18 protein-coding genes and 17 tRNA genes are annotated in these 22,972 nt (G+C 52.3%); 34 read left to right on the top strand and 1 reads right to left on the bottom strand.

Features of this window, described 5'->3' with window-relative positions; all coding sequences use genetic code 11:
• Nucleotides 1-2 precede the first annotated feature (2 nt).
• The 23 genes from BQ7382_RS04680 to BQ7382_RS04570 all read left to right on the top strand — a co-directional run bounded on the left by BQ7382_RS04680 (nt 3) and on the right by BQ7382_RS04570 (nt 9,994).
• Nucleotides 3-632 (top strand): YigZ family protein, encoded by a 630-nt coding sequence (locus tag BQ7382_RS04680; RefSeq protein WP_077390957.1) that lies wholly within the window; start codon nt 3-5, stop codon nt 630-632.
• Between the two features lie 280 nt (nt 633-912).
• A tRNA-Val gene (locus BQ7382_RS04675) sits at nt 913-988 on the top strand.
• Between the two features lie 7 nt (nt 989-995).
• Nucleotides 996-1,072 (top strand) — tRNA-Asp (locus tag BQ7382_RS04670).
• A 33-nt stretch (nt 1,073-1,105) separates the two neighbouring features.
• Nucleotides 1,106-1,180, top strand: a tRNA-Thr gene (locus BQ7382_RS04665).
• Between the two features lie 6 nt (nt 1,181-1,186).
• A tRNA-Tyr gene (locus BQ7382_RS04660) sits at nt 1,187-1,271 on the top strand.
• Nucleotides 1,272-1,274: 3 nt separating this feature from the next.
• Nucleotides 1,275-1,349 (top strand) — tRNA-Gly (locus BQ7382_RS04655).
• A 5-nt stretch (nt 1,350-1,354) separates the two neighbouring features.
• Nucleotides 1,355-1,428 (top strand) — tRNA-Gly (locus tag BQ7382_RS04650).
• Between the two features lie 72 nt (nt 1,429-1,500).
• A tRNA-Arg gene (locus BQ7382_RS04645) sits at nt 1,501-1,577 on the top strand.
• Between the two features lie 37 nt (nt 1,578-1,614).
• Nucleotides 1,615-1,690, top strand: a tRNA-Gln gene (locus BQ7382_RS04640).
• Nucleotides 1,691-1,695: 5 nt separating this feature from the next.
• Nucleotides 1,696-1,771: transfer RNA gene (locus tag BQ7382_RS04635), tRNA-Lys, on the top strand.
• A 13-nt stretch (nt 1,772-1,784) separates the two neighbouring features.
• Nucleotides 1,785-1,873, top strand: a tRNA-Ser gene (locus BQ7382_RS04630).
• 13 nt (nt 1,874-1,886) lie between these two features.
• Nucleotides 1,887-1,979, top strand: a tRNA-Ser gene (locus BQ7382_RS04625).
• A gap of 6 nt (nt 1,980-1,985) precedes the next feature.
• Nucleotides 1,986-2,061 (top strand) — tRNA-Trp (locus BQ7382_RS04620).
• A 3-nt stretch (nt 2,062-2,064) separates the two neighbouring features.
• A tRNA-Pro gene (locus BQ7382_RS04615) sits at nt 2,065-2,141 on the top strand.
• Between the two features lie 27 nt (nt 2,142-2,168).
• A tRNA-Pro gene (locus tag BQ7382_RS04610) sits at nt 2,169-2,245 on the top strand.
• Nucleotides 2,246-2,277: 32 nt separating this feature from the next.
• Nucleotides 2,278-2,354, top strand: a tRNA-Pro gene (locus BQ7382_RS04605).
• 13 nt (nt 2,355-2,367) lie between these two features.
• Nucleotides 2,368-2,444 (top strand) — tRNA-Ile (locus BQ7382_RS04600).
• Between the two features lie 19 nt (nt 2,445-2,463).
• Nucleotides 2,464-2,539, top strand: a tRNA-Phe gene (locus BQ7382_RS04595).
• Nucleotides 2,540-2,685: 146 nt separating this feature from the next.
• Nucleotides 2,686-3,954 (top strand): ArsB/NhaD family transporter, encoded by a 1,269-nt coding sequence (locus tag BQ7382_RS04590; protein WP_077390956.1) that lies wholly within the window; start codon nt 2,686-2,688, stop codon nt 3,952-3,954.
• Between the two features lie 54 nt (nt 3,955-4,008).
• Entirely contained in the window at nt 4,009-5,451 is a 1,443-nt protein-coding gene (locus BQ7382_RS04585) for an NAD(P)/FAD-dependent oxidoreductase (protein WP_077390955.1), read from the top strand.
• A complete protein-coding gene (locus tag BQ7382_RS04580) occupies nt 5,448-6,707 on the top strand; it encodes an NAD(P)/FAD-dependent oxidoreductase (protein WP_077390954.1) in 1,260 nt (419 codons plus the stop codon). The genes BQ7382_RS04585 and BQ7382_RS04580 overlap by 4 nt, the downstream gene beginning before the upstream one ends.
• 28 nt (nt 6,708-6,735) lie before the next feature.
• Nucleotides 6,736-7,143, top strand: a complete 408-nt coding sequence (locus BQ7382_RS04575; protein ID WP_077390953.1) for a DUF1667 domain-containing protein — start codon at nt 6,736-6,738, stop codon at nt 7,141-7,143.
• 238 nt (nt 7,144-7,381) lie between these two features.
• A complete protein-coding gene (locus tag BQ7382_RS04570) occupies nt 7,382-9,994 on the top strand; it encodes an SH3 domain-containing protein (protein WP_077390952.1) in 2,613 nt (870 codons plus the stop codon).
• A gap of 104 nt (nt 9,995-10,098) precedes the next feature.
• On the opposite strand, the gene BQ7382_RS04565 is transcribed toward BQ7382_RS04570, so the two are convergent.
• Entirely contained in the window at nt 10,099-11,040 is a 942-nt protein-coding gene (locus BQ7382_RS04565) for a TIGR01212 family radical SAM protein (RefSeq protein ID WP_077390951.1), read from the bottom strand.
• Between the two features lie 219 nt (nt 11,041-11,259).
• Between BQ7382_RS04565 and BQ7382_RS04560 the strand changes: the two genes are divergently transcribed.
• From BQ7382_RS04560 to rpe, 11 genes are all read left to right on the top strand, one after another.
• Nucleotides 11,260-11,967: an epoxyqueuosine reductase QueH gene (locus BQ7382_RS04560; protein WP_235847944.1), complete on the top strand. Its 708-nt coding sequence runs from the start codon at nt 11,260-11,262 to the stop codon at nt 11,965-11,967.
• Nucleotides 11,968-12,017: 50 nt separating this feature from the next.
• Nucleotides 12,018-13,028 carry an aspartate--ammonia ligase gene (gene asnA, locus BQ7382_RS04555; RefSeq protein ID WP_077390950.1) on the top strand — a complete coding sequence of 337 codons (1,011 nt, stop codon included), beginning with the start codon at nt 12,018-12,020 and terminating at the stop codon, nt 13,026-13,028.
• A gap of 127 nt (nt 13,029-13,155) precedes the next feature.
• Nucleotides 13,156-15,156: a replication restart helicase PriA gene (gene priA, locus BQ7382_RS04550; RefSeq protein ID WP_077390949.1), complete on the top strand. Its 2,001-nt coding sequence runs from the start codon at nt 13,156-13,158 to the stop codon at nt 15,154-15,156.
• 35 nt (nt 15,157-15,191) lie between these two features.
• Nucleotides 15,192-15,713, top strand: coding sequence for a peptide deformylase (gene def / locus BQ7382_RS04545; RefSeq protein ID WP_077390948.1), 522 nt, complete (start codon nt 15,192-15,194; stop codon nt 15,711-15,713).
• 86 nt (nt 15,714-15,799) lie between these two features.
• A complete protein-coding gene (fmt, locus tag BQ7382_RS04540; RefSeq protein ID WP_077390947.1) occupies nt 15,800-16,726 on the top strand; it encodes a methionyl-tRNA formyltransferase in 927 nt (308 codons plus the stop codon).
• 40 nt (nt 16,727-16,766) lie between these two features.
• Nucleotides 16,767-17,477, top strand: a complete 711-nt coding sequence (locus tag BQ7382_RS04535; protein ID WP_077390946.1) for a zinc metallopeptidase — start codon at nt 16,767-16,769, stop codon at nt 17,475-17,477.
• 72 nt (nt 17,478-17,549) lie between these two features.
• Nucleotides 17,550-18,941: a 16S rRNA (cytosine(967)-C(5))-methyltransferase RsmB gene (rsmB, locus tag BQ7382_RS04530; protein WP_077390945.1), complete on the top strand. Its 1,392-nt coding sequence runs from the start codon at nt 17,550-17,552 to the stop codon at nt 18,939-18,941.
• Nucleotides 18,942-18,978: 37 nt separating this feature from the next.
• Complete coding sequence (locus BQ7382_RS04525) at nt 18,979-19,713, top strand: Stp1/IreP family PP2C-type Ser/Thr phosphatase (RefSeq protein WP_077390944.1); 735 nt, start codon at nt 18,979-18,981, stop codon at nt 19,711-19,713.
• Nucleotide 19,714: 1 nt separating this feature from the next.
• Nucleotides 19,715-21,412: a Stk1 family PASTA domain-containing Ser/Thr kinase gene (gene pknB, locus BQ7382_RS04520; protein ID WP_077390943.1), complete on the top strand. Its 1,698-nt coding sequence runs from the start codon at nt 19,715-19,717 to the stop codon at nt 21,410-21,412.
• Between the two features lie 30 nt (nt 21,413-21,442).
• The gene (rsgA, locus tag BQ7382_RS04515) at nt 21,443-22,312 is read left to right on the top strand and encodes a ribosome small subunit-dependent GTPase A (RefSeq protein WP_077390942.1); all 870 of its coding nucleotides are present in this window, start codon (nt 21,443-21,445) and stop codon (nt 22,310-22,312) included.
• Nucleotides 22,300-22,956: a ribulose-phosphate 3-epimerase gene (gene rpe / locus BQ7382_RS04510; RefSeq protein ID WP_077390941.1), complete on the top strand. Its 657-nt coding sequence runs from the start codon at nt 22,300-22,302 to the stop codon at nt 22,954-22,956. Before rsgA ends, rpe begins: the two co-directional genes overlap by 13 nt.
• The last annotated feature ends 16 nt before the right edge of the window (nt 22,957-22,972 follow it).

Below are 22,972 nucleotides of genomic sequence, written 5' to 3'. Positions count from 1 at the left end.
CCATGCTGTTATATAGATCGGTCTTCGGTCCCGGAGAGGCCGAAGAGATCATAAACAGATCGAGATTCATCGCTCATGTGTCTCCCGTCAGCAATGACGTGGAGGCACGTGAGTTTATTTCGGTCGTAAAGGAAAAATACAAGGATGCCACACATAACGTTCCAGCTTTTGTTGTGGGAAAAAAACAGGAGCTTCAGTGGGCGAGCGATGACGGGGAACCGCAGGGGACGTCAGGTCCCCCAATCCTTAAGCTGATCACAGACAGTGATCTGACTGATATGGTAGTAGTGGTAACAAGATATTTCGGCGGTGTAAAACTCGGAACTGGAGGTCTTGTCAGAGCCTATTCCTCTGTCGCTGAAAAAGCGATAGAAAACGCAGGTGTGTGTACTGTAAACAGCGTAGTGAAACTGAAATGCCGTATCGATTATTCGTTTCTGGAAAAAATAAAGTCGATGGAAAAGGATGGAAGTTTTTCCACCGGAAGTATAGAATACACAGATAAGGTGACCATCGAACTGATAGGTGATGCCGAGAATGCAGGAGATCTCAGAAAGATGCTGGCTGATGTAACTTCCGGACGCGGTGAGATACTTGATTCCACTGAGGGAGTGCAACGGATACGAGTATGAATTTTTCTGAAGTAAAGCAATCGTAAAAATAAAGATAAAATTAGTACTTGTTTTCAGGTCTAAATTGTATTAAACTATACAAGTCGCACGGTTCAACCCGCTGAGACTGAAAGAGAGAAAAATGTAAAAACAATTTCTCTTGACAGTGAGCGCTAGATATGCTAACATACTTCTCGCAGTCGTTTGATTCACAAGACGTTGAGCAGATCACTGCGGTCATCAGAAGTATTTTGACGACTAATGATGGTTGAACTGTTTGAGATGACAGGGTGTCTGGTGCGGGCGCTTAGCTCAGCTGGGAGAGCATCTGCCTTACAAGCAGAGGGTCATAGGTTCGAGCCCTATAGCGCCCACCAAATTTATGGCCGGGTAGTTCAGTTGGTTAGAATGCCAGCCTGTCACGCTGGAGGTCGACGGTTCGAGCCCGTTCCCGGTCGCCAATTTGATACATTCTGATGAATGTGTCAGCTTTTGCTGATGTGGCTCAACGGTAGAGCAGCTGATTTGTAATCAGCAGGTTGGGGGTTCGATTCCCTCCATCAGCTCCAATATATCGAGGGATTCCCGAGTGGCCAAAGGGGGCGGACTGTAAATCCGTTAGCTGTGCTTTCGATGGTTCGAATCCATCTCCCTCGACCATATGCGGAAGTGGCTCAGGGGTAGAGCATCGCCTTGCCAAGGCGAGGGTCGCGAGTTCGAATCTCGTCTTCCGCTCCAAATATGCAGATGTCGTATAATGGTAATACCTCAGCCTTCCAAGCTGAAGCCGCGGGTTCGATTCCCGCCATCTGCTCCACAATTACAAATCCATACGAAGCCGCCGACTAGGTCGGCGTTTTCTGTAAAAAGAGTCTTTCGTATGGCATGTGGGCCCATAGCTCAGTTGGATAGAGCAACGGCCTTCTAAGCCGTGTGTCCGGGGTTCGAATCCCTGTGGGCTCACCAATTTTATAAGAGAAGAGGATGCAGCCGGCCTTGATAATGGGGTATAGCCAAGTGGTTAAGGCAACGGACTTTGACTCCGTTATTCGTAGGTTCGAGTCCTGCTACCCCAGCCATTTATGACCCATTAGCTCAGGTGGCAGAGCACTTGACTTTTAATCAAGGTGTCCGGAGTTCGAATCTCCGATGGGTCACCAATCATTAATATTCGGAGAGGTGTCCGAGTGGTTTAAGGAGCCGGTCTTGAAAACCGGTGATCCTGAAAGGGACCGTGGGTTCGAATCCCACCCTCTCCGCCATAAGAGACACTGTGGAGAAGTACTCAAGAGGCTGAAGAGGACGGTTTGCTAAACCGTTAGGGTTCGATTTAGGGCCGCATGGGTTCGAATCCCATCTTCTCCGCCAATCGATAGGGGTATAGCTCAGTTGGTAGAGCAGCGGTCTCCAAAACCGCGTGCCGTGGGTTCAAATCCTACTGCCCCTGCCATAACGGGGTGTAGCGCAGCTTGGTAGCGCAACTGGTTTGGGACCAGTGGGCCGCGGGTTCAAATCCTGCCACCCCGACCATTCTTAAATAGTAAAAACATGTGTCATCGGGGTGTAGCGCAGTCCGGTAGCGCAACTGGTTCGGGATCAGTGGGTCGCAGGTTCGAATCCTGCCACTCCGACCATGTTTTTTTAAAAAAGATCATACAGAGCTTGACGGGGTGTAGCGCAGCTTGGTAGCGCAACTGGTTTGGGACCAGTGGGCCGCGGGTTCAAATCCTGCCACCCCGACCAAAATTTCTAAAGTGGGCCATTAGCTCAGTTGGTCAGAGCATCCGGCTCATAACCGGCAGGTCCTGGGTTCAAGTCCCCGATGGCCCACCATTATTATTGAATACGTTATGCCCAGATAGCTCAGTTGGTAGAGCATGTGACTGAAAATCACAGTGTCCTTGGTTCAATTCCGAGTCTGGGCACCAGGAGGCTGTTGTGCGTATCGTGCGGCAGCCTTTTTCTTTGTGTACAGATTTCAATAATTCACCTCTTTTTACTGGAATGACCAGTACTGGTAATCTATAATTACAAGGTCAGTCAAAAGGTCAGTCAACTGAATAAAGGAGATTTTATGCAGATTTTCGCTGGCGTGGCCTTTGTGGCCATGTATGTATTGATGACTTTGTTCATGCCTAAGAGACTGTGGATCGTTCTGGGAACAGCAGTTCTTTTTCTCGTGACCGGGGCGGTTCCTCTAAGAGCAGTACCCGGGGCCATCAACTGGAACGTCCTGTTGATGATCGCCGGTACGATGGTGCTGGTCTACTATTTTATCAAGTCTAAGATGCCGAATCAGATAGCTGACTGGCTGCTCGATAAGGCTCCAGATGTTATGTGGGTCATAATCTTCATGAGCCTGTTTGCCGGAGTCATATCCGCCTTTGTCGACAACGTGGCCACTGTTCTGATGGTGGCCCCGGTGGGAATGGCTGTCTGCAGGAAGCTGGACATAGATCCGGTGCCTATGGTCCTGTCGATAGCCGTATCATCAAATCTCCAGGGTGCAGCAACACTGGTGGGAGATACTACCTCCATAATGCTCGGAGCGTATGCCCACATGGATTTCACGTCATTTTTCTGGATGGAGGGAAAGCCGGGTATCTTCTTCGCAGTGGAACTCGGGGCCCTTGCCACGGTACCTGTGATGATGTTCCTTTTCGGAAAATTTCGTCAGACTGTGGACGCCAGTGAATATTGCAAGGCGGATGATATTATGCCATCTGTCTTCCTGGTGGGCACAGTGGTGTTGCTGATAATGGCCTCATTCATAAAGGACAAGCCTGACGTGTCCAACGGTCTCATCTGCTGCGGTATGGCGATCATTGCTATCTTCTATGACTACATGATCACAAGCGACAGGAGTGAGATAAAGGCCGCTTTGAAGAGTATCGACTTTGAAACACTGGGTCTCCTTTTAGGTCTTTTCATAGTGATACAGGGTCTGATAGAGACGGGCATAATCGATCTGATCGCAGACACGATCGGAAACGTGGGAGGAGATCATATTTTCGTTCTGTATACCATCGTGGTGTGGGCATCAGTTCTTTTCTCTGCCTTTATTGACAATATTCCATATGTTGCTACAATGCTGCCAGTGGTAACAAATCTCACAGGAAGCCTTGGTATAAGCCCGAACCTGCTGTATTTCGGATTGCTTTCAGGAGCTACTCTTGGAGGAAATCTCACGCCGGTCGGTGCTTCTGCAAATATTACGGCAACGGGCATTCTCAAGAAGGAAGGCCATGAAGTGAGCTTTAAGGAATTCATGAAGATAGGTGTTCCGTTCACACTGACTGCCGTGATGGTCGGCTATATCTTCATCTGGCTCGTATGGGCATAGTACGCAATTCTGATCACAACTATTGAAATACATAACCTGAGGAGGCGTAAGAGTATGTATGACGTTATCATTATTGGCGCAGGGGTTTCCGGATGCGCAGCTGCACGCGAGCTATCAAGGTATCAGTACAGTACTCTGGTACTGGAGAAGTGCTCAGATGTGGCTGAGGGAACATCCAAGGCGAACAGCGGCATAGTTCACGCCGGCTTCGACAACGAGCCGGGATCTCTCATGGCAAAAATGAATGTGAGAGGCAATGCGATGATGGAGCAGCTTTCAAAGGAACTGGATTTTCCTTTTATCAGGAACGGTTCTCTTGTTCTCTGCTTTGATGCTGATGATGAATACAAGCTTGAAGATCTTAAGAAAAGGGGGGAGGCCAACGGTGTTCCCGGCCTCAGGATCCTTTCGGGAGATCAGGTGAGGGAGATGGAGCCTAACATCTCCGACAAGGTCACCGCGGCTCTTTATGCGCCTACTGGCGGTATAGTATGTCCATTCAACCTCACCATCGCCCTTGCGGAAAACGCTGCCGATAACGGAGTGGAGTTCAGGCTGGGTACTGAGGTCACAGACATAAAGAAAAAAGATGGCTTTTATCAGGTCGTAGCCGGCGGCGAGGAGTACTCCGCCAGGGTTGTCATAAATGCCGCAGGCGTTTATGCCGATAAGTTCCACAACATGGTCAGCGAGGATAAAATGACCATTATACCTAGAAAGGGCGAGTATTGCCTCATGGACAGCACTGTGGGAGATTTTGTTCACAGCACTGTTTTTCAACTCCCTACAGCCTACGGAAAGGGTGTTCTGGTGACACCTACCGTCCATGGCAATCTGCTCACAGGGCCGACCGCCACTGATATCGACGACAAAGAGGGCGTCAATACCACTGCGGAGGGAATGAACGAACTCCTCAAGAAGGCGGAGCTCAGCACGCCGAACCTGCCCAGAAGGGAGATCATCACATCCTTCAGCGGGCTCAGAGCCCACAGGCCAGAGCACGACTTTGTCATAGAGGAAGTCGATGGAGCTCCCGGATTCGTGGATGTTGCAGGCATGGAATCACCGGGGCTTTCCAGTGCCCCTGCGGTCGGGCAATACGTGGCAGAGATAGTACAGGGCATTCTTCCTGCAGAGGAAAAGACAGATTTCATCGGCACCCGCAAGGGCATCCCGCAGATGAGATACGCTTCTTTTGATGAAAGGAAGAAACAGATCGAAAAGGATCCTGCCTATGGCAACGTCATCTGCCGCTGCTGCACCGTAACTGAGGGCGAGATCGTAAATGCGATCCATCGAACGCTTGGAGCGACCACTGTTGACGGCATCAAGCGCAGGACCGGCGCTGGCATGGGCCGGTGCCAGTCGGGATTCTGCAACCCTAGAGTTGTGGAGATACTTGCGAGAGAGCTTGGAGTCGATGAGGAGCAGATCACCAAGAAAGGTCCGGGATCGCAGTTTCTGGAAGGATATGACAAGGAGGGAATAAGGGCATGAAGACAGATATCGCCATTATTGGAGGAGGCCCTGCCGGACTGGCTGCGGCCGCAGCTGCACACGATGCAGGTGTAAAGGACATCCTTATCATAGAGAGAGACAACGAGTTGGGAGGAATCCTGAACCAGTGTGTGCATAACGGGTTTGGGCTCCATACATTCAAGGAAGAGCTTACAGGGCCGGAGTATGCGGGAAGATACGTGGACATGGTCAAAGAGAGAAATATTCCGTATGTTCTGAAGACCATGGCCATGGACATATCAAGCGACAGGGTCATCACACTCATGAGCCGGGAAAAGGGCATTTACACGGTAGAAGCCGGTGCCATCGTCCTTGCCATGGGATGCAGAGAGAGATCAAGGGGTGCCCTCAATATTCCGGGATACAGACCTGCAGGAATATATTCCGCCGGAACGGCCCAGCGGTACGTGAACATGGAAGGGCGCATGCCGGGAAAAGAAGTCGTCATCCTTGGATCGGGGGATATCGGCCTGATCATGGCCAGAAGAATGACTCTTGAAGGTGCTCACGTGCAGGTGGTTGCAGAACTCATGCCATTTTCCGGGGGACTGAAGAGAAATATAGTTCAGTGCCTGGACGACTTCGGCATTCCTCTGAAGCTGAGCCACACGGTGGTGGACATTCAGGGTAAGGACAGAGTCGAAGGCGTGACCATAGCTCAGGTAGATGAGAAGATGAAGCCGATCCCGGGCACTGAGGAACATTACGACTGTGATACGCTTCTGCTGTCCTGTGGACTCATTCCCGAGAACGAATTGAGCAAGAGCGCCGGTATAAAGCTTGATCCGGTCACAAAGGGCCCGGTAGTGGACGAGAGCCTTGAGACACAGGTGGAGGGGATTTTCGCCTGCGGCAATGTGCTCCACGTACACGATCTTGTGGACTTTGTTTCTCAGGAGGCATCTGTCGCCGGAGAAAAGGCCGCAGAGTTCGTACAGGGAAGGCTCGGGACTCCGGTAAAAGAAGTCGGGATCAGCTGTAAGGGCGGTGTGAGATACACGGTCCCCGCAAGCATAGACCTGGGAAGGATGGCCGACAAGCAGGTCGTCAGGTTCAGAGTAGGACAGGTATTCAAGAATGCCAGGATCGTCACCTATGCCGATGGAGAGCAGCTCAGCAGCGTGAAGAAGAGGATCATGGCTCCGGGAGAGATGGAGCAGGTGATACTCAAGAAAGACGTTCTGCAGCAGCACGGTGACCTTCAGAACATAACGGTGGCTATAGAAACAGAGTGATAAAAGGAAATATATCAGGAGGCATAGAATGTTCAAAAAAGAGCTTACATGCATCGGATGTCCGATGGGATGCGGCCTTACAGTAACTTCGGATCGGGACATTCCGGAAGGTGAGGATACTTTTCCTGTGGAGATGCGGGACGAGCTCACAGTCAAAGGTAACACCTGTCCCATAGGGGACGATTATGCCAGGAAGGAGCTGACAGACCCGAGGAGGATCGTGACATCCACAGTGCGTGTCAGAGGCGGATCCCTTCCAAGCGTCTCGGTAAAGACGGACCACGACATACCGAAGAAACTGATCGGAAGCTGCATGTCCGCACTCAAGGATGTCGAGGTGGATGCGCCGGTGAAAATGGGTCAGATCCTGGTGGAGAATGTCTGCGGGACAGGATCCAACATAGTAGCCACGAAAAACATCAACAGAGTGCAGTAGCAGCTCAAGCCGGATCATACTGAAGATACGACCTCATATAGTGGAGGGGAATATGCCCTGCCACTGTATGAGGTGATTTTTTTGCCTTCAGGAGGAGCGGCGGGAGCCACGGCTCCTCGTGTAAAGACAAAAAAACAAGGTTATGAAAACAAATCTTTGACAGAAGATAATTTTCAGATAAAATAATATTGTTCAGTAATTATGTCGAGAATGTGATAGGTACCCTGAGGAGGAAGAGATGGGACTTGCCGCTAGGAAAATAAAATTTTTGCCGGCAGTTATTCTCATGGCCCTGCTGATAGTACTGGGCCTGGGAACAGTTGACGCTCATGCAGCATCGGTCAACAATGCAACCGGATACGTGAACGCCAGGTTTGGCGTCAACGTCAGATCGGGAGCCGGCACGAGATATAAGATCGCCTTCGGTTTGCGAGACAACACCAAGGTAACGATCACCCAGGAGGTCTTCACGAGCCGGAGCAGCACTTCTTCGGTAAATAAATGGTACCAGGTCAGTTACGGTGGAAGGACCGGGTACATCAGGTCTGATCTCATCGACGGGATAAGTTATACCACCGTGAACGGGGTGACCACCACGGCTCTTAACTACAGGACGGGAGCGGGCACGGGTATGACGCGCCTTGGAACGCTGGCTACAGGGAAGACGCTGGCCGTTGTGCTCAAGGCTAAGCCATACAACTCCAGCACCACCTGGTACAAGGTGAAGATCGGAAATTCGTACAGATATGTTTGCGGTACGTATGTGGACATTACCGGTTCGATCTTTACAAAGCCTTCTACCCCTTCAAATAGCGGCGGATCTAATTCAAATTCGGGCAATTCCGGAAACTCGGGCAATTCCGGAAATTCCGGCACCACATCCGGATCCTTTGAGGATCAGCTGACCGCACAGGGATTCCCGGAAGAATACAAGATGTATCTGAGAAAACTTCACGCATCACATCCTAACTGGGTATTCCAGAGCATAAAGACTGGTCTGGATTTCAACACAGTAGTGAGCAAGGAGAGCTCGAACAACGTTTCCCTTGTGAATGCCGCATACCCTCTGTCTTACAGAAGCACGGCATCCGGAGACTTCAGGGCGGGAAGCGGACGCGATGTCTACAGCAGCACGAGTACTTCGTCTGGCAAGGTGGGCCACGTTGCCAACAGCGAGACCTTCACCATCCTGGATGAGAAATTCACGTCGAACAGCACGTCGTCAAGTGCAAAGTGGGTGCATGTGAAGCTCTCAAACGGGATTACGGGTTATATAAACGGAGCAGTTACCAGTGAGTCATACGGATCAAGCATCAGGGCGACGGCCCAGAAGAACACCAACATCAGGACCATTGCCGGAACTGCTTCAGGGTCATATGTGAGAACACTTACTGCAGACACATCTATAGATGTCGTTCTTGCAGCGAAGGACAGCAGCGGAAGGACCTGGTATAAGTTCAGGGACGGCAGCACCTGCAGATATATATGCGGCGATTATGTGACGCTGCAGCCTACGGAGATCCAGCAGGGCGACAGCGGTCAGGGACAGACTCCTTCGGATCAGGATCAGTCCCAGTCCCAGACGACCGCTGGGACTGCGGTAACAGGAAAGACCAACACGGCACTGAACTACAGGAAGGGACCTGGAGTGAACTTCCCTAAGGTGGGCATGTTCAGCAGCGGGCAGTCTGTAACGGTGCTGGCCTCTGTGACATCCTGCGACAACAACACGTGGTACAAGATAAACTACAATGGAGATGTGGTATACGTACTGTCCACATACGTGGATGTTTCAGGCACGGTGACAGCAGGGACTGCAGCAGTTCCGGGAACAGTGAACAGCCCTCTGAATTATCGCTCTGAGGCGGGAACGGATGCCACCAGGCTCGGCACCTTCGGAAAGGGAACTGCCGTGACGATAACGGGTGCAAAAAAATCCGGAAACTACGTATGGTACAGAGCCACATACAACGGTAAGGACATATACCTTGCATCCGACTGGGTGACTCTCGGAACAGAGAAGGCCGACACTACACAGCAGGAAGCGAGAAGCACGGCGTCATCAGCATCTTTCGCTGCGCCTGCCCAGGCATCTTCCGGCACCGCAGCTTCCACGACCACAACGGACGTGTCAAAGCTCACCGGAGCAGGGAGCATAGTGGAAGGCACTTACATTCCTAAGGACGGAAGCTCCTGGTATTCTGCCAACTCGCAGACCGTGGCGTATTTCGTTGACCCGAGGAACTTCCTGAACGAAGACAGGGTATACATGTTCGAGTATCTGGGATACAACAGCTCATACCAGACCGTTCAGGTGGTCAGCAAGATACTGTCCGGAACGGCCCTCCAGAGAGACGGTTACCAGGCATCCTGGTTCGTATCAGCCGGAGCTAAGTACGGTATCAGCCCTGTGTCCCTGGCGGCAAGAGCGCGGCAGGAGACCGGAGGGGGAAGCATCGCCGAGAGCGGTTACACCATCGGCGGAGTGACCTATTACAATCCGTTCAATATTGGGGCTTACACATCCAGCAATCCTGTGCTTCTGGGCATGCAGTATGCAAAGAAGCAGGGCTGGAGCTCCAAGCAGACGGCCATCAACGGTGCGGCATCGTTCCTCGCCAGCGGATACATAAACAATAAACAGAACACGATCTACCTTGAGAGGTTCAACGTTGCGAACGGTGCGTCCAAGGTCGCGACACACCAGTACATGACGAACATCATGGCTCCGTACAGCGAGGCGCTTTCCACGAAGAACGCCTACGCCACATACGGGATCACCAACGAGGCACTGGTGTTCCTCATTCCGGTATACGACAACATGCCGGCTTCCACGTCGCTTCCAAGCTAGGCGGGTCCTGGAAAAATTCAAAGTAAAAGGCGTCCTGTTCCGGTGTTCCGGAATGGGGCGCCTTTTGAGGGTCTGTATGAAATAATGATGCTCGAAAAAAATTCTTACGGTCTTGCCGGATCGGGCGACCAGTAGTCTTGCGGGCACTGTCCGAGGGCTTTTCCCTGCCAGGTGTCCCTCTCCCTGAGATACCTGTTGATGGTATTCAGGATGCTACGCTTTCTGTAGCTCCATTCAGGAGATATGAGAAGTCCTCTTGGCACATCTCCTGTCAGCCTGTGGATCGTGATGTCTGCAGGGATCACTTCCAGGAGCCTGACCACCAGATCGCAGTAACTCTCCATAGAATAAAACGGAACATAGTCAGGCATGGCGTTTCCGAGGGCAGAGCCTCTGACCACGTTGAGGAGGTGCAGCTTCAATCCGAAGACACTGCCGTGGTCACCGGACACCACATCCCTTACGGACCGGAACATGTCATCTTCGGTCTCTCCGGGCAGGCCGAGGATCAGGTGGGATACGGTCCTGATGTTTCTCCTGTTCAGCTCCGCGATCGCCCTTTCATAGTCGCCGAATGTATACCCGAGCCCCATGGCTTCCATGGTGGAGGCCTTTGTGGACTGGAGACCGAGCTCGACCCACAGGAAGTTGCTGCGGTTTATCTCTGAAAGGAGGTCCAGGACCTCATCGCTCAGGCAGTCAGGGCGGGTCGCTATGGCCAGCCCTGAGATATGCGGGTCGTCAAGAGCAGACATGTACAGTCTGCGAAGGTCATCCACCGGGCCGTATGTGTTTGTGTGGCTCTGGAAGTATGCCAGATGACCTGCATCCGGCCACTTATCCCTGAGCAGGGCGATCTGGCCGGGAATGTCGGAGGCCAGTTCTCCGGACCCTTCGGGCGAGCAGAAGGCACAGCCTCCTGTGCCAATGGTCCCGTCCCTGTTAGGACAGGTGAAACCTCCGTCAAGAGAGAGTTTCACCATCTTTTTTCCGAACGTCCTTCTGAGATATGAGCTGATAGAATAAAATCGCTGGATCTGATCCATTTTTTCTTCCCCAATTCCGGGATCACCATCTGATATACTGACAGAGGCGAAACCGAACGATATTCGTGATATATGAACAAAATAATGCGAAATAATGTTGCTTTTATAAAAATACCATAAATTAAACCGCTGCTTTATGTAAAAATACAGAAAAACATGTACGTTACATTAAATATATGGTATACTTCCACCGTGGTTTTTTGAAAGGAGATGTCTGGAATGACCGGCAGCGATAAGAGCTCAAGGGAAAAGAGCCAGAAGACCATGGGTGTCGTTCCCGTGGATCATGTGGGCATGTCTGGCCTCGTGACCGGCAAATACGGCGGTCTGATGCTGGATCCGGAGAAGCCGCGTGTGCTGCTGCACGCCTGCTGCGGACCATGCGCCACCGCCTGTGTAGAGCGTATCGCTTTCGACTATTCCGTGACGGTTTTTTATTATAATCCAAACATCACGGACAGTGAAGAATATTATCTCAGGAGAGACAACCTCAGGAAGTTCCTGGACGGATTCAACAGGGATCACAAGGATGAGACCTTCGTGGATTACATGGAAGGGCCATACGATACCTGGGAGTATCTGAAGAGAGCTGAGCCTCTGAAGGATGAGCCCGAGGGAGGAAAGCGCTGCACGGTGTGCTTCGAGATGAGGCTGGCGGAGACGGCGCGGACGGCCGAGTCGCTGGGGTTCGACTACTTTACGACCACCATGACGGTGAGCCCTCACAAGAACTACCAGCTGATCTCTCAAATTGGCAACTCCCTCGGAGAGGGCATGAACGCTGACTTTTTAGATATAGACTTCAAGAAAAAAGACGGTTTCAGGAGAAGCGTGGAGCTGTCGAAGAAATACGGGCTGTACCGTCAGCGCTTCTGCGGCTGCGAGTACGCCAGAGACAATGGCCTGGTCGAGCCGGCCCGCAGATAACGATTTCGTTCCTTTTACGGATATGAGTAAGCATGAAAGGGGTATTGAAAATGAGCAAGGTTATAATTCCGGAGGGCTACCAGCCGATCCTCGACCAGAGAGAGACCCAGAGGGCCATCAAGAAGGTGAAAGACTACTTCCAGCAGGAGCTGGCCTACGGCCTGCAGCTGAGACGTGTGACCGCACCGCTTTTCGTTTTCCCGGAATCCGGACTCAACGACACTCTGAACGGATACGAGAGGCGCGTTGAATTTACCATCAAGGACATGAATGAAGCGAAGGTAGAAGTGGTCCAGTCTCTGGCAAAGTGGAAGAGGATGGCTCTCGGAAAGTACGGTGTGGAGCCTGGCAAGGGCATCTACACGGACATGAACGCCATAAGGAGAGACGAGGAGATGGATAACCTACACTCCGTGTACGTCGACCAGTGGGACTGGGAGAAGGTCATCACAAAGGAGCAGAGGACCGAGGAGTACCTCGAGGAGACCGTAAGGACCATCTACAACGCCATCAAGAACCTCAGCGATTATGTGAACAGGCTCTACAGAGACATCCAGAACGAGATTCCTAACGAGATAACGTTCATCACCTCACAGGAGCTGGAGGATGCATATCCCGACAAGACTCCTAAGGAAAGAGAGAGCATCGTCGCCGAGAAGTACGGTGCAGTATTCATCAAGAAGATCGGCGGCGTCCTGGCTTCCGGCGAGAAGCACGACGGAAGAGCTCCGGATTACGACGACTGGGAGCTGAACGGAGACATCATCCTTTGGAACGACATCCTGCAGGAGGCTTTTGAGATCTCTTCCATGGGCATCAGAGTAGATGCCGAGGCCATGAAGCGCCAGCTGGAGATAGACGGAAAACTGGACAGGCTGGAGATGCCTTTCCACAAGGGAGTCATAGACGGCACCATCCCGCTGTCCATCGGCGGAGGCATCGGCCAGAGCCGTCTCTGCATGTATTTCCTGAGAAAAGCCCACATCGGAGAGGTCCAGGTCTCCGTATGGCCTGAGGACATGATCAAGGAGTGTGCTGAGAACAACATCTTCCTTCTGTAGTGGCCGCTTTGAAAAAACATATGCCTGTGACGCGGGGTCGCGCGACGTCCCCGATGAGTGTATAATATCAGAGAGTTTTGGCCCGGGGCGCTCAAGCTCCGGGTCATTTTGGTGAAAGGAGGGAGCCGTGCAGTATGTCAGCGTAGTCATAGACAACAAGAGTCAGAACACTGATACTTTTTACACCTACAGGGCTCCCGACAGCGTGGTCGTTGGGGACAAGGTGCTGGTGCCATTCGCCAGGAGGAAAAAACCGGTGAATGGATATGTATTTGAGACCGGTATAGAACCTGAGATAAGCCCTTCGAGGATCAAGGACATATCTGATGTGGACATCAAGAGGTCTCTGAACGCGGAGATGGTTGAGACCGCTGTATGGATGAAGGGCAGATACGGCACGAAATACATAGACGGTATCAAGCTCTTTACGGTGGGCGGCAAGAAGGACACCAGGAAGATGGTGAAGATCCAGGATGGACCCGACGAAGAGCAGGTCATGACCCTCAGCAGCGATCAGCAGAAGGCCGTGGACAGGATCGATGATCAGCTGGAAGCCGGTGAAGCGGGGGCTTTTCTGATAAAAGGTGTCACCAACAGCGGCAAGACCGAGGTTTACATGAGGGCAGCGGAAAAGGCCCTGGCGCTCGGGAGGACCGTCATCGTTCTGGCATCTGAGATAGCCCTTTCCACACAGATCAGAAGAAGGTTCGAAACGCGCTTCGGAAAGGAGATGATGGCCACGCTCCACAGCAGGCTCACAACATCTCAGAAGCTGGCCGAATGGCTGAGGATAAGAGAGGGTACTGCAAGAATAATCGTCGGGGCCAGGACTGCTGTGTTCGCCCCTGCGGAGAACATAGGTCTGATCGTAATAGACGAGGAACACGAGACGACTTACAAGTCTGATCACAATCCTAAATACGAGACCGTGGATGTGGCCTACAAGAGATGCCTCATGAATGGAGGTGTGCTCCTCATGGGCAGCGCGACTCCCAGCATAGTTTCATATTCCAGGGCGAAGGCCGGTATCTATCAGCTTATAACCATGAACAGCCGCATCGGTTCCAGCGTCATGCCGGACGTAGAGATAGCCGACATGAGGCAGGAGGCGAGGGATGGCAACAGGAATCTCCTCAGCCGGCGCCTCTATGAAGCCATTCGAGAGACCCTGGACAGGGACGAGCAGATCATCCTTTTTCTCAACAGGAGAGGTTTTGCTCCTTCTATATTCTGCCGGGACTGCGGAGCCAGGCTGAAGTGCCCGGACTGCGGCATTTCACTGACATATCATAAATCCCTGAGAGGGGCCATGTGTCACTATTGCGGCAGGGTCTTTCCGGTGCCGGACAAGTGCCCTGAATGCGGCAGCACCGAGCTCAGGATGATGGGAGCGGGGACAGAGCGCATCCAGGAACAGGTGGAAGCACTCTTCCCGGATGCCAGTACGGCCAGGTTCGACCTGGATACTGCCACGTCTCAGAAGGATATAGACAGGACCATCTCGGATTTTGAGAAGGGGAAGACCAACATCCTCATCGGCACACAGATACTGGCCAAGGGATTGGACTTCGGCAATGTGGGACTTGTGGGCATCGTCCTTGCGGACACAACGCTGAACATCCCGGACTACAGGGCATCGGAGAGGACTTTTCAGCTCATAACCCAGGTCTCCGGCAGGGCCGGCAGGCGGTCGGGAAGGAGCCGGGTCATCATCCAGACCTTCGAACCCGAGGACGACGCCATAGCAGCTGCAGCCAGAGGAGATTATGAGGGGTTCTACGAGACGGAGCTGCTACACAGAAGAATCATGAATTACCCACCCTTCTCTGATATAATCGCAATATCATTCACGGGAGCATATGACGAGGTCACGGAGGACCAGCTTATGGAAAAGGCCGAGGCATTCAAACAGATGCTGATGACCATCCCGGGCATGCCTCCTGGAGCCCAGTACCTGAAGGTGAAGCCGGATACGTTGAGGACCGGCGGAAGAGAAAGGGTGACATTCATCATCAAAGCGCCTAAGGGGACCAGGTCGGGATATGTCCGCCTTTTCATGGAAGAGAGGGAGCGGGGCATGGAACGGAAAGACCCGTGGCACATTGAGATAGATATCAATCCATATTGATCGCACATACAAGAACGTCAAAGGAGTGAGTTTTTATGGCAACAAGGGTGATAGCAGAAGTTGGAGATCCCATACTGAGGAAGCACTGCAAGGAAGTGAAGAAATTCGATCAAAGGCTAAGGGCCCTTGCCGAGGACATGGTGGAGACCATGGACAAGGCGGACGGAGTGGGGCTTGCAGCGCCCCAGGTGAGCGTACTTAAGAGGATCTACGTGGCCCGGCCCTATCTGGATGACCAGGAAAAGTATCTGGTAATGGTGAATCCTGAAATCTACGAGAAAGAGGGAGAGCAGACATCGCTGGAGGGGTGCCTGAGCGTGCCGGGATATATCGGACACGTGAACAGGCCGAAGAAGATCAAGATGAGAGCTCAGGACCTTGAGGGCGAGTGGCACGAATACGAGTTTGAAGATTTTGCGGCCGTGGTCAACTGCCACGAGTATGAACACCTGGATGGGGTGATCTACACCGACAAGGCGGAAGAGGTCATGACAAACGAGGAGTATGAGGAGGCCCTGGAGGAAGAGAGAAAGAAAGAAGCAGCTGCAGAAAAATAGACAAGAAGTATACAGAAGTATACAAAGGCAGACAGAAACAGACAGTGGCAGAGAAGAAAGGCGTTGATTTGATAAAAGCAGTATATATGGGGACTCCGGATTTCGCGGTTCCGTGTCTCAGAGCGATGGCGGAGAGGGATGACATCGAACTGGAGCTGGTGGTGACACAGCCTGACAAGAGGGGCAACCGGGGAAAGATGACCAGCTCCCCTGTCAAGAAGGCCGCAGAGGAATACGGCTTGCAGGTGGCTCAGCCTTTTTCGGTGAGAAAGGATCAGGAATTCATCGAGAGACTCAGGGAGCTTAGACCGGACATCATAGTGGTGGCGGCCTACGGGCAGATATTGCCGGAGAGCGTGCTGAGCATCCCGGAGCTGGGATGCGTGAACATCCACGGATCTCTTCTTCCGGAGCTGAGAGGCGCTGCTCCCATGCAGTACGCTATACTCCAGGGAAAGGAAAAGACCGGCGTAACACTGATGCAGATGGACAAAGGCCTGGATACAGGGGACATGCTGGCGAGCCGTGAACTGGAGATCGGAGACAAGGACATCCTACAGCTGTCAGAAGAGCTGTCTCACATGGGGGCACAGCTCTTCATGGACACTCTCCCGGGAATAGTGGACAGGACGATAAAGGCCGTTCCACAGGACGACAGCCTTTCAACATACGCCCACATGATAAAAAAATCGGACGGACTTACGGACTTTTCCGGCAGTGCCCGGGAGGAGGAGAGAAAGCTCAGGGCATTCAAGTCCTGGCCTGTTCTCCACAGTTTTCTCGGGGACAAGATGGTGAAGTTTTACGGCGGTGAGGTGCTGGACCTCCCGGCGAAAGGCGTTCCGGGTACCATATCCGATGTGACAAAAGACTGGTTCGACATCAGCTGCGGAGAGGGTCAGCTGAGGATATACGAGCTGCAGCTCCAGGGGAAAAAGCGGATGAGCGCAAGGGATTTCCTGCGGGGAAGGCGGCTCGCGCCGGGGGATCGTTTCACCAACGAGCCCGGTTAAGCGGGACTGAAGCAGAGATCATCGAAAGGGGTGTAGATAAATGTATTATTACGGAGGATGGGGATATTACACATCCATGATAGTACTGATACCTGCCATGATTTTCACCATCATCGTGCAGGCTAACATAAAATCAGCATACAGCAGATATTCACAGATAAGGAACAGCAGGGGGATCACGGGAGCCCAGGCGGCCAGAATGGTGCTGGATGCCAACGGACTTCAGAACGTTCCGGTGAACGTGATAAGGGGGGAGGCTCTCAACGATTATTACGATCCTTCCAGCAATTCAGTGAACCTGTCCAGTGAGATCGCGGGGACCAGTTCCATAGCAGCGATGTGCATCGCCTGTCATGAGGTGGGCCACGCCATTCAGCATGGGGTCGGATATGCTCCCATCAAGGTCAGGAACCTGCTTGTTCCGGTGGTGAACCTGACCTCCAGATTCTCCTGGCCACTGATAATTCTCGGGCTTGTGCTGTCCACTACCAACGCCTACGGCTCCCTGTTCTTCAACATAGGCACGCTCTGCTTCGTGTTTGTGGTGCTTTTCCACCTGGTTACACTTCCGGTGGAGCTGAACGCCAGCAGAAGGGCGCTGAAACAGATGAGGACCATAGGAATAGTGGACGACGCAGATTATACAGGAAGCAAAAAAGTCCTGAGGGCCGCTGCAATGACCTATGTGGCTGCCCTAGCCACCGCCGTGGCGTCCCTGCTCAGGATCATGCTCCTGAGGGACAGGAACTGATAGGTATTTTTGCTGCCGGCTCTCTTGGAGCCGGCATTTCTTAGTTAAGATCCCGCGAATCAACGGGAGAGGATGGAAGATATAAACATGAATCAGAACATGCTGGCCTCCTTTCAGGCACTGAGAGAGGTATATGTCGAACAGGCTTTTTCTAATCTGGCGGTTAACAAGGCAGTAGAAGAACACCGTGGCTGCGACGGAGCATTTGTCAGGGCCATGACGCGAGGAGTACTGAGAAACTCCATCCTGGCGGACTACTATATCGACAGGCTGGCTTCGAAGGGTATCAAAGGAATAAAAAACCGGACAAAGATCATTCTGCGCATGGGTATATTCGCTGTGGAGGAGATGGACTCAATGCCGGAATACGCGGCGGTGAACGAGTCGGTAGCTCTTGCACGCAGAGTTTCGAAGGGCACTGCCGGATTCATAAACGCGATCCTTCGCAGTTACATGCGCCAGCGGAAGAACCTTTTTCTGGAAAACTGGCATCACCCTGCATTTGATGGGACCACGGACCCTGTGGACAGGCTGTCCATCACCCTCTCCTACAACAGAGAACTTGTGGAGTTGTTGATCCGGCAGTACGGAGAGGGCGAAGCGGTTAGGATCATGGAGGGGATGAACGAAAAGAAGCCGCTTATCCTCAGGGTGAACAGGACCAGGACCGACCGCGGGACTCTCATGTCGGCTCTGGAAAAAGAAGGATGCACTGTAGAGGCTCTTGCGGGCACGGATACGGGTGTCGTGGTGAGGGAGGGTGCTCCGGTCGGGGATGATCTCTTCGCCAGAGGGCACTATTCGGTGCAGGGTGCTGGGTCCCTTACGGCCATAGAGCATCTCATCAGGAACTTCCGGGAGAGTCGGGAAATATCGCCAGACGAAGATGTTTTTTCCGGAAAGACGAGGATACTTGACATGTGTGCGGCCCCTGGAGGAAAGACGGCGGCAATGGCCGAGCTGACGGGAGACCGATGCAGCATCACGGCCTGCGACGTGTACGACCACAGACTTGAACTGATCGAGAAGAATGCAGAACGCCTGGGGCTGAAAAGCATTTCCACATGTCTGAGCGACGGCAGCGAACACAGGGACGAGTGGGAGGACGCCTTTGACCTGGTGCTGGCAGACGTTCCGTGCTCCGGGCTGGGGACCATCGGAGGAAAGCCGGAGATAAAGCTCAGGGGAGATGTGGCAGGATTTTCGCGGCTTGCTGAAATACAGAGGAAGATCCTTGCAAACGCTGCTTCTTATGTGAGGCCGGGTGGGATGCTGATGTATTCAACATGCACGCTGAACAGAGATGAAAACGAAGGTGTGACAGACGGCTTTCTCCGGGAGATGAATGCCGCCGAAAATAGCGGAGATGACCTTGAGTGTGTTGAAAAATGCCTGTTGTTACCATATAATATTACGACAGGTTTTTATTGGTGTATTCTGAGGAAGAGTGCTCAGAGACAGTGAAGACCGGGAATCGATCAATATTTATAAAGGTGGTTTAATGAATATAGGATACTTTACAGATCCTGGAAGACGTCGCACGAAAAACGAAGATGCATTGCGTGTCCTGGAGGACAAGAAGTTTTTCATGCTGGCCGACGGTGTAGGAGGAAACAAGTCTGGAGAGGTGGCCAGCCAGGGTGCGCTGGATGCATTGCAGGATTACGTTGAACAGAATCCCCTCAGCGGCGTGGCCGGCAGGGAAGCCATGTTCAGGTATTTCGAGAATGCGGTGAATTACGTTAACGAATACATTCGGGAGATGTCTCAGGAGAAGCCCGAATACAATGGAATGGCCACTACGCTGGTGTTCGCTTACGTAGACGGCAAGATCCTGTATATCGCCAACGTCGGCGACAGCAGGGTGTATTTCATTCACAACAACGAGATCCATCAGATCACAGAAGATCACACTTATGTAAACGATCTTCTCAAGATGGGAGCCATCACAAAGGCTGAGGCTGCCGTGCACGAGAAGAAAAATGTGATAACCAGGGCTATAGGAGCAAACGCTTACAACAGCCCCGACTGCTTCAACATTTTCATAGAGCCTGATGATAAGATCCTCATCTGCAGCGACGGATTGTATGACGAGGTCAGCGAAAAGGATATCATGGAGACGTTTCAGTCTGCGGAGAGCATGCAGGACTGCGCAAAGACTCTCGTGGATATGGCCAACGAAAGAGGTGGAAGCGACAACATTTCCGTGATTTGCATAGACATGATGGAGGAGTAAGATGAGCAGCAGACTTTTGGCCGGCAGGTATGAGCTTATCCAGAAGATAGGCGATGGCGGCATGGCGGTTGTGTACAAGGCCAAGGACAAGCTACTGAACAGATATATCGCGATCAAGATACTGCGGCCGGAATTCACGAAGGACGAGGTATTCGTCGAGAATTTCAAGAGAGAATCCCAGGCCGCGGCAAAGCTTTCTCATCCTAACATCGTAGGTGTCTATGATGTAGGAAAAGAAGGTAACATCAACTATATCGTAATGGAGCTCGTGGACGGTCGTCCTCTCAGCGATATCATCGCAGAGGAGGCTCCTATGGACTACAGGACGGTGATCAACATCGCCCGTCAGGTGGCATCCGCGCTGAGCGTGGCCCACAAGAACAAGATAATCCACAGAGATGTAAAGCCTCACAACATTCTCATGACCAAGGACGGTGTGGCCAAGCTGGCGGATTTCGGTATCGCAAAGGCCGTGAACGACGCCACCCTCTCCACGGGAAGCAAGGTGATAGGATCCATTCACTATTTCTCGCCTGAGCAGGCAAGGGGAAATTACGTGGACGAGAGATCCGATATCTATTCCCTGGGTATCGTGATGTATGAGATGATCACCGGCAGGGTGCCTTTTGACGGAGACAACCCGGTGACGGTCGCTCTCAAACACATAAACGAGGACGTCATCCCGCCGAGCGAGTTTGTCAGCGGTATTCCTCCTGCTCTTGAGCGGTGCATAATGAAATGTACCGACAAGTTCCAGACCAACAGGTACTCAAGCGCCGATGAGCTCATCGAGGAGCTGGACAACATCGAGTTCGTGACCAAGATGGTCGGAGAGAGCGCCCTGAACAAGGCGATGGAGACCAAGGATCAGGAAGAGGAAGAAGAGGACTCCGGCAAGAAGAAGAAAAAGAAAAAGAAGAGACATCTCACGCCTGAGCAGAAGAAAAAGAGACGCATAATCGCAATTGTTGCGGCTATCTGTCTGATACCACTCCTGGTGCTGGGAGTGAAGGCCCTGACCACTGCGAAGACGACGGTACCAGATCTGTCAAATATGACTTATGCCGAGGCCAAGGCCGCAGCAGAAGATGCCGGATTCAAGATCGAGAAGGGCTCTTCCGTGTATTCCGACTCCGTGACTAAGAATCACGTCGCAGATCAGGATCCGGGTGCCGGGACCGAGGCAAAGAGGGGCCGTACGATCACGGTCAACCTGAGCAAGGGCTCCAAGGACGGGACCGTACCTAATGTCGTGGGAATGAACTACGATGAGGTGGAGAAGTACCTCAAGAAATACGGATACAAGCTGGGCGTGGTAAAAGAACAGACTTCCACACAGGCCGCAGGAACCATCCTGTCACAAGATCCTGAGGGCGGAGCAGATGCCAGCAAGGGATCCAGAGTCAACATCGTGATCTCCGATGGAAAGGGTAAGGAGAAGGCTACAGTACCGTCTGTAACGGGAATGAGTCTCGCTCAGGCCAAGGCAGCTATTGCAAACGCCGGATTCACAGTAGGAAACATCACATATGACGAGTCCAATGTCTACGGCAATGGTTACGTTATGTGGCAGCAGTACGCGGCTAATACACAGCTGGACAAGGGTACTACCATCGACATCGAGGTCAGCAAGGGCAAGCCTCAGACGGATAACGGTGGCGACAGCGGCGACACGGGTGATTCTACGACAACAGGTTAGAGATCGAGCCGGTTAGAATGACGGGAGGATATGAAAGGACGAGTTGTAAAAGGCATAGGCGGGTTCTACTTCGTCAGGGACGATGAGACCGGACAGGTCCACATGGGAAAGGCTCTGGGGAAGTTCAAGCGGGGAAAGAACATCCTGTATGTGGGTGATCACGTGGAATATCACCTTTCGGACACCGGAGATTCAGTTATTACCGGTGTGGAGAAACGCATAAATATTCTTTCCCGACCGCCCGTTTCAAACCTGGACACTCTTATCGTCACGTTTGCGGCCGCAGAGCCGGAGCCGAGCCTCATCACGGCGGACAAGCTGTGTGTGGGAGCCGAGGCGCTGGGGCTTGAGGTCATCATAGCGATAACCAAGAGAGACAAGGTGACGGCCGGGAGGCTTCAGGAGCTGGTCGACATATACAAAGATATATATCCGGTATTTACGGTCGACGGAATGACTGGAGAAGGCGTGGATGAGATCCTTGAGGCGATAAGGGGAAAGAGTGCGGCCTTTGCCGGACAGTCCGGCGTCGGTAAATCCACCATGGTCAATCACCTTGCCGGCAATGGTGCAGCGGAGACCGGAAGTATCAGCGAAAAGACCGGGCGTGGAAAGCACACCACAAGACATGTTGAGATCTTCTGCCTTGAGTGTGACACATTCCTCTACGACACTCCGGGATTCACTTCCCTGGATGCGCCGGAGCTGAACGAAAAAAACGTGAGGGATTTTTTTCCGGAGTTCAGGAGATACGACGGCATGTGCAGGTATCTGGACTGTGTCCACAGAAACGAGCCTGAGTGTGCCGTGAAGGAAGGGCTGGAAAGGGGAGAGATCTCCCAAAGCCGATATGGATCTTATTTGCAGATAATGAAAGAGGTATCAGAATGGCGAAGATAGCGCCTTCGATTTTATCAGCCGATTTTGCAAACCTGGGCAGAGACGTTGCCCAGGTTTGTGATTCTGGGGCGGATTACATACATGTAGACGTGATGGATGGGATGTTCGTTCCCAATATTAGTTTCGGGGCTCCAGTCATGAAGAGCCTGAACAGGATATCCAGTGTTCCATATGATGTGCACCTGATGATCCAGGATCCTGACAGATACCTGGAAGATTTCATTACCGACAGGACGGAATTCATAACGGTCCACGCTGAGGCCTGTCTCCACTTGAACAGGACTATCCAACACATCCACAGCCTGGGCGTAAAGGCCGGCGTGGCTCTCAACCCTGCCACTCCGGAGTCTGCCCTGGAATACGTGCTTCCTTATGCGGATCTCGTCCTGGTGATGTCTGTGAACCCCGGGTTCGGCGGTCAGAAATTCATAGAGAATTCCTTCGAAAAGATAAGAAGGCTCGATCAGCTCAGGAAAAGCGGTGGGTTCGGCTACGAAATAGAGGTCGATGGCGGAGTTAATGGGAACAACGCCAGGAAGCTCGAGGAGGCCGGTGCTGATATCCTGGTGGCTGGCTCCGCAGTGTTCAAGGCTGAGGACAGAGCCATGGCCATCAGAGAGATACAAGGTCAGATGCAGATATAGACCAGATATAGACATG

Source organism: Mobilibacterium timonense, assembly GCF_900155555.1.
GTDB classification, from domain to species: domain Bacteria; phylum Bacillota; class Clostridia; order Peptostreptococcales; family Anaerovoracaceae; genus Allobaileyella; species Allobaileyella timonense.
The sequence above is the reverse complement of the archived record's forward strand: the minus strand, read 5'-3'. Positions and strand labels throughout refer to the sequence as shown.

Bases quoted from the DNA above. Each gene is read 5' to 3' on its own strand.
- BQ7382_RS04535 (WP_077390946.1), top strand. From the start codon at position 16,767: ATGTATTATTACGGAGGATGGGGATATTACACATCCATGATAGTACTG.
- BQ7382_RS04585 (WP_077390955.1), top strand. From the start codon at position 4,009: ATGTATGACGTTATCATTATTGGCGCAGGGGTTTCCGGATGCGCAGCT.
- BQ7382_RS04590 (WP_077390956.1), top strand. From the start codon at position 2,686: ATGCAGATTTTCGCTGGCGTGGCCTTTGTGGCCATGTATGTATTGATG.
- fmt (WP_077390947.1), top strand. From the start codon at position 15,800: ATGGGGACTCCGGATTTCGCGGTTCCGTGTCTCAGAGCGATGGCGGAG.
- rsgA (WP_077390942.1), top strand. From the start codon at position 21,443: ATGAAAGGACGAGTTGTAAAAGGCATAGGCGGGTTCTACTTCGTCAGG.
- asnA (WP_077390950.1), top strand. From the start codon at position 12,018: ATGAGCAAGGTTATAATTCCGGAGGGCTACCAGCCGATCCTCGACCAG.
- def (WP_077390948.1), top strand. From the start codon at position 15,192: ATGGCAACAAGGGTGATAGCAGAAGTTGGAGATCCCATACTGAGGAAG.
- BQ7382_RS04575 (WP_077390953.1), top strand. From the start codon at position 6,736: ATGTTCAAAAAAGAGCTTACATGCATCGGATGTCCGATGGGATGCGGC.
- rsmB (WP_077390945.1), top strand. From the start codon at position 17,550: ATGGAAGATATAAACATGAATCAGAACATGCTGGCCTCCTTTCAGGCA.
- pknB (WP_077390943.1), top strand. From the start codon at position 19,715: ATGAGCAGCAGACTTTTGGCCGGCAGGTATGAGCTTATCCAGAAGATA.
- BQ7382_RS04580 (WP_077390954.1), top strand. From the start codon at position 5,448: ATGAAGACAGATATCGCCATTATTGGAGGAGGCCCTGCCGGACTGGCT.
- BQ7382_RS04560 (WP_235847944.1), top strand. From the start codon at position 11,260: ATGACCGGCAGCGATAAGAGCTCAAGGGAAAAGAGCCAGAAGACCATG.
- rpe (WP_077390941.1), top strand. From the start codon at position 22,300: ATGGCGAAGATAGCGCCTTCGATTTTATCAGCCGATTTTGCAAACCTG.
- BQ7382_RS04570 (WP_077390952.1), top strand. From the start codon at position 7,382: ATGGGACTTGCCGCTAGGAAAATAAAATTTTTGCCGGCAGTTATTCTC.
- BQ7382_RS04680 (WP_077390957.1), top strand. From the start codon at position 3: ATGCTGTTATATAGATCGGTCTTCGGTCCCGGAGAGGCCGAAGAGATC.
- BQ7382_RS04525 (WP_077390944.1), top strand. From the start codon at position 18,979: ATGAATATAGGATACTTTACAGATCCTGGAAGACGTCGCACGAAAAAC.
- BQ7382_RS04565 (WP_077390951.1), bottom strand. From the start codon at position 11,040: ATGGATCAGATCCAGCGATTTTATTCTATCAGCTCATATCTCAGAAGG.